Raw genomic sequence first — 5,363 nt, forward strand, 5'->3', positions numbered from 1 at the left:
GTCCTGGTCCCGGGGCCAGGCCCGGCCGCGCCCGCTGTTCCGCGTCGCCCAAAGTCGTTTCCCTCCTCGCGCACCGGCTTGAAATCATGCGGGCATGACGGATGGCCAGTTCGAGGCGCACATCACCGTGCGCTGCGATGACGACACCGCTTCGGTCGCCCGGCTGGAGCGGTGGTCGGCCGTGCGCGGCTGGAAGTTCACCCACATCGTGCTGGCCCGCGGCCGTACGCCCTCGCAGCCGATGCTCACGCTGCGCGGCCGGGGACCGTACGAGGAGCAACTGCGCATCTGCGGCGGTGCGTCGGAGGCGCTGCGGGGGGCGGGGTTCTCGCCGGTGCGGGTGAAGATCGAGGTCGCGCCGTGGGAGTCGGTGGTGCCGCGCTCCGACGCGCAGGCGCAACTGCCGGACGGTTCCGGCGGCCCGGGCGGCCGCGCCGGGCGGTACTTCGAGCACCATCTGAAGGTACTGCTCGACCCGATCGGCCCGGGCGCCGCCGCCACCCTCGACGCGCTCACCACGACGGCCGTCGCCCACGGCGCCCACGTGTCGTGGAACGCGCGCCGGACCCGTAGCGACACAGGCCGGCAGGAGCGCTTCGTCACGCAACGCTGCTACGGCGTCGGGCTGCCGACCGCCCGGGCCCGGCTGGCGGCACTCAAGCGGGCGGTGGTGGACCTGTCTGTCGAAATCGCCGAGACGGAGGAGGAGTTCGTGGTCTATGACAGCAACACGGCGATCGACGACGGCTGGATCGTCGCGGCGCGGGAGCAGGAGGCACGGCGATGACCGACGACTGGGAGTCCCTGGGCATACGCGGGACCGAGATGCCGCGCGGGCGACTGACCGACGCCGCACGCGACCGGCTCGACCTGCCGCTCACCCTCCGCCGGATCGACGACGAGAGCGCGGTCCAGCGGCCCGTCTTCGACCCGGCGCTCAAACACCACAGCAGGGCCTACCGGGCAAGTGACCCCGACTTCGCCGCCCCGGCCGCCCGGGCGGCGTGGCTCGCGGAGCGCCGCACCGCGATGGACCTCGTGCTGGCCGCGATCGCCGCCTCGCCCTGGCGCGATCACCTCGTGCTGCGCGGCAGCGTGCTGCTCGCGCAGTGGTTCGGCGAGGTCGCGCGCGAGCCCGGTGACCTGGACTTCGTCGTCACGCCCGCGCAGTGGCGGATCGAGGAGGAGCGCACCACCGCGATGCTGCACCACATCGCGCGAGCGGCCCAACACGCCGCCGGGCAGGCCGCCTTGGCCGGCGCCGCTACTCCTCCCCCGAACCACACGATCCGCTTCGACGCCCGCGACGCGGTGAGCGAGGACATCTGGACCTACGACCGGGTCCCCGGCCGGCGGCTGGTCCTGCCCTGGACCAGCGGTACGACTCCCGGCGGCATCGTCCAACTCGACTTCGTCTTCAACGAGTCGCTGCCGATCCCGCCCCAGGAGGTGTCCATCGGCACCGCCCGCCTGCTCGGGGCGACACCCGAACTCTCCCTCGCCTGGAAGCTCGTATGGCTCGTCGACGACATGCACCCCCAGGGCAAGGACCTGTACGACGCCGCGCTCCTCGCCGAGCACTGCACGGTCGACTACCGGACCCTCGCCGCCGTGTTCATCGCGGCGGACCCCGCCAACGCCGCGCACCCGTTGCAGCCCGACATCACGAACGAACTGCCGCCACCCGCCCACGAGTGGCACCACTTCGCCACCGAGTATCCCCATCTGGCGGGCGACCCGTTCGAGTTGGTCCGCCGGCTCCGCGCCGCCCTGGCGCCCACCTTCCACGCCGCCGCCGGTGACCCGCACGCCCTGCACCGCCGGTGGTCCGCGGACTGGCTCGCCACCTGCCGCGCGAGTTACACCGACGGCGGCCTGCCCGGCCTGCTCACCGACCTCGCGGCGCGACGGGCCACGGCGGTGATCGCCGCCGCCGTGACCCGTGAACTTCTCGGTCCCCACAACTGCGGCCCCGCCACCGCACTGGACCACGTCCTGGATCACCCGGCCTGGTCCGACCTCGCCGGGTATCACCGCGATCGGCCCGAATACATGCGCCGGCTGGTCCAGGCGGTCGCCGACACCGACATCGGCGGCTGAGACGCGGGCACGACGCTGTTCTTCGACCAGCACGATCCCGAGATGGTCGCCCGGCTCAGCAAGCGCCGCCTACGCACCGCATTCTGAAACGACCAGTTAGAGAACGGGATGCGACGAACTGCGGCCTGATTGATGGGGAGATTTTCCTCTGGAGGAAACCGACTGGTGCCGTGAAGGTGCGATCCGGTACAAATTTTGATGTTCCGCTGTACGGGACTTCTGTGCTTCGGGAGAAAAAAATAAGGAGGAAATCAGTTGGCTATTTCCAAACTGGCGGCAAGCGTCTGCGCAGTTGTGCCGATCATCGCGATTTCGACTCTGGGTCTCACCGGGGCGGCGTTCGCCGAATCGGCGCCTGCGGCAGTCCCCATGGACCCGCCCAGCGCGTGCGTCACCACCACGCCCCACTTGTCGGGCGGCATCCGCTGGGTGACAGCGCATGCCAACACCGGTGCAGGTTGCTCGGACCCAGTCCGGGCCGCAATCCACTGCAACAACGGGATCTTTGATGACCCGTGGTTGTATGGGAACACTGTTCACGCGGGGGGCACCAGCACCACCAGTGGCTGCGCCTACGGGGCGTCGTACAAGACCTACGGGTATGAGCTTTACTTCAACGGAACGTGGTACTACTATCAGCGCGGCTGAATTAACTGCCGGCGGGTGCGCCTGCAGTTAATCGCGGTGAGCTTCAACGTTGCAGGGTGACACCGCGGGCGGCCAGACTGCGCGCGGTGTCACCCTGCCTGGGCTCGGTCCTTCGAGGCGCGGGAGCAACGCGCGTCGCGGATCTCCTCGTAGCCCTACTTGTCGGTCCACGACCGGCCGGTAGCGACGCTGACGGTCTTGGCGTTCGCGCGGACCACGGTCGGCCACTGGCCGCGGACTCGTACTTGGTCGTCCTTGTGAACGTCGTGTTGAGGACGAGGTAGACCAGCGTGTACTCCCCCGGCACGACGGGGATCGTCGCGTCGTCCACCTTCGTGCGCAGCTGCCGCACCATCGGCGCCGACAACTCGACGCCGGTGACGGGCACTCCCCGCTCGGCGAGCGGGACCGCCACCCGGCCGGTCCCGATGGCGAACTCGAGCGCCGCCCTCTCCCCCGCGAGATCGGCGAGCCGCTCCACGGTCGGCCCCACCACCTGGGGTGCGAACATGCCGACCCCGGGCGTGTCATAGCTCCGGGCTGTCTCGGCGTCCCAGATGTTCTCCAGCTGCCCCCAACGCTCACCCCCGACCCGAACGGCGTCCACCGAATTTCCGCCCGCGGCAGCCCTGACCAGCCGGACCAGCCCTGACCAGCCCGGCCCGTCCCGCGGACTCCGGCCGCCCGTACGAGGTCCGGTCGCCCGCAGATCCCGCCTCCACGCGGCACTTCACCGGTGGCGCACCCACACGTTCGGCTCGGTCAACTCGCCCCGATCGTTGGCGCGGTCGATCATCAGCGGGGCAAGTGCCCCTGGGACCACGTAGCTACCGGATGCCGGCAGCGCGAAGCCGACCCACTTCTCCCATGCGGCGACCGGGCCCGTCATCATCATGGAGCGCTCCGCGGCACACAGCACGCGGGCGCCCATACGCTGATGGGTCCTCAGCCACGGGTCCAGCGGAGCGCCGTCCGCCCGGGTCCAGCGCATGAACTCGTCCATCGCGGTCAGTGGATAGCGCGCCTTCGAGGCCGGCCGCACCGGGGCGATCACGCGTGCCAGGCCGGCTTGTTCGCCGGCGGAGGCGAGTTGCCCGAGCACCTCGGCGGCCAGGCCACGACCTTGCAGATCGCCGCGGACCTGAGCCGCGGCGATCACCAGGGTGTCGGCCCGGCCACCCGCCTCCCGTAGCGAGACCGCCCGCACCAGCGAGTCGTCGTAGCCGCCGGGCAGGTCGTCGAGCGATCCGTCCCAGCGCACGGGAACGCCCCAGCCGCCGGCCGCGATCCGGTCCTCGCCGTCGACCAGGAGGAGGTTCAGCTCCCCGAACCACTGCCGGACCCGGTCCATCTGCCGGTCGGCGACGGGGTCGTGAAAGATGAACTCCGGCCAGTCCGCACTGAAGATCTCGTCGGCCTGTCCATGCAGATCGGGCCGGTCGTCGAAGGCAAAGGTCCGTAGCTCCACAGCGGCGGAGCCTACGCCGCGCCGCCCACCGGGCGCCCGGGATTTTCGGTGGCCGGTCGGCGATCGGGCGCAGGCGGATTCGCGGTTCGCCGGCAGCCGAAAGCGGCGCGGTGCGCCCGATGCCGTACGGGAGCACCCGACACCGCAGGCCCGGCCGCGCCGTCGCCGTCCCACCCGGCACCTTCGTCACCCGACCGCCCGACGTGGCGGATCGCGCTCGGTGCGGACCTTCAGGAGGAGGCAGGAGCGCTACGCGTACGGCCCGTCGGCCCGGAGCCGCGGCTGCCGACCGGCTCGCTCCGCTACGGGCAGTCACCCGGCGAGCCGGCCGACGCCGCCCCGGCCGAGTCGCTGTCGAAGGCCGGCGTCACTTACCCCAGCTCAGCTGGGGTGTCGGCCCCCGATGCTACGGTGCTACGGACGGCGGACGGCGCGAGGTGTGCGGCGCCTCAGCAGCCGTCGCTGCCGGCGGCCGGCACCACGTCAGGGTGCTGGCCCAGGGTCGCGCGGAGGATCAGGTTGTCCGCCTGCCAGGTGAGAGGCGAGGAGTAGGAGGTGTACTCGTAGCAACCGCCCTGGTACAGGCCGCCGATGACACCGACCACCTCGGTGACATGGGTGCCCGGCACCTTCGCCAGCCACGGGCTGCCGCTGCTGCCGCCCACGAAGCCATGGCAGTTGAAGCCGGGGAACCCGTCCGTGTACGTGGCGGTGGTGGCGCAGTGGATCGGCAGGTCGTCGATGCCGGAGTTGTACGCGACGTCCGTGATGCTCCGGCCCGCGCGGGGCGCGGGGGCCAGGACGTTGCCGCCCGTCACGTCCTGGATCGCGGTCTTGACGCCCCCGATCGACTGGTCGGCGACCTGCAGGATCGCGTAGTCGTAGTGCGGGTCCTGGCCACTGGCCCACCGCGGGTCGACGTAGGCGTGCGTCACGGTCCACACGCCGTACGGGGTCTGGCCGCCGCGGTAGCCGGGGGCGAACTGCCAGCCGGCGGCGGTGCCCGTGACGCAGTGCGCGGCGGTGACGAGAAGGTCGTGGCGGGGACTCGCCACGACGCTGGCGGTACAGCCGTGGTGCTGGTCGAGCCCGTTGCGGAACAGCGGGCCCACGGTGGGCGTCCCGTCGAACGTGGTCGCCGTGGGGG

Annotated in this window: 5 protein-coding genes and 1 pseudogene; 3 read left to right on the forward strand and 3 right to left on the reverse strand. The window is 71.2% G+C overall.

Translation table 11 applies throughout. The features are described 5' to 3' along the window. The first annotated feature begins 94 nt into the window (after positions 1-94). The 3 genes from AC13HU_RS31360 to AC13HU_RS31370 all read left to right on the forward strand — a co-directional run bounded on the left by AC13HU_RS31360 (position 95) and on the right by AC13HU_RS31370 (position 2,748). Positions 95-787, forward strand: coding sequence for a hypothetical protein (locus AC13HU_RS31360; protein WP_483045362.1), 693 nt, complete (start codon positions 95-97; stop codon positions 785-787). Beyond that, on the forward strand, positions 784-2,100 hold the full coding sequence (locus AC13HU_RS31365) for a nucleotidyl transferase AbiEii/AbiGii toxin family protein (protein WP_483045363.1): 1,317 nt from the start codon (positions 784-786) through the stop codon (positions 2,098-2,100). The genes AC13HU_RS31360 and AC13HU_RS31365 overlap by 4 nt, the downstream gene beginning before the upstream one ends. Positions 2,101-2,355: 255 nt before the next feature. After that, positions 2,356-2,748, forward strand: a complete 393-nt coding sequence (locus AC13HU_RS31370; RefSeq protein ID WP_483045364.1) for a hypothetical protein — start codon at positions 2,356-2,358, stop codon at positions 2,746-2,748. 238 nt (positions 2,749-2,986) lie between these two features. Here AC13HU_RS31370 and AC13HU_RS31375 read toward each other — a convergent pair. The 3 genes and pseudogenes from AC13HU_RS31375 to AC13HU_RS31385 all read right to left on the reverse strand — a co-directional run. Beyond that, positions 2,987-3,259: pseudogene (locus tag AC13HU_RS31375) on the reverse strand (class I SAM-dependent methyltransferase); the annotation flags it as partial. Positions 3,260-3,478: 219 nt separating this feature from the next. After that, positions 3,479-4,216: a hypothetical protein gene (locus AC13HU_RS31380; RefSeq protein ID WP_483045365.1), complete on the reverse strand. Its 738-nt coding sequence runs from the start codon at positions 4,214-4,216 to the stop codon at positions 3,479-3,481. A 449-nt stretch (positions 4,217-4,665) separates the two neighbouring features. Continuing rightward, positions 4,666-5,363, reverse strand: a 698-nt coding sequence (locus AC13HU_RS31385; RefSeq protein ID WP_483045366.1) for a trypsin-like serine peptidase, incomplete at its 5' end; no start/stop codon positions are given.

This window comes from Streptomyces sp. NH27 (assembly GCF_056859195.1).

What these genes read in the sequence shown, in the direction of transcription:
- AC13HU_RS31365 (WP_483045363.1), top strand. Translation starts at nt 784, where the DNA reads ATGACCGACGACTGGGAGTCCCTGGGCATACGCGGGACCGAGATGCCG.
- AC13HU_RS31360 (WP_483045362.1), top strand. Translation starts at nt 95, where the DNA reads ATGACGGATGGCCAGTTCGAGGCGCACATCACCGTGCGCTGCGATGAC.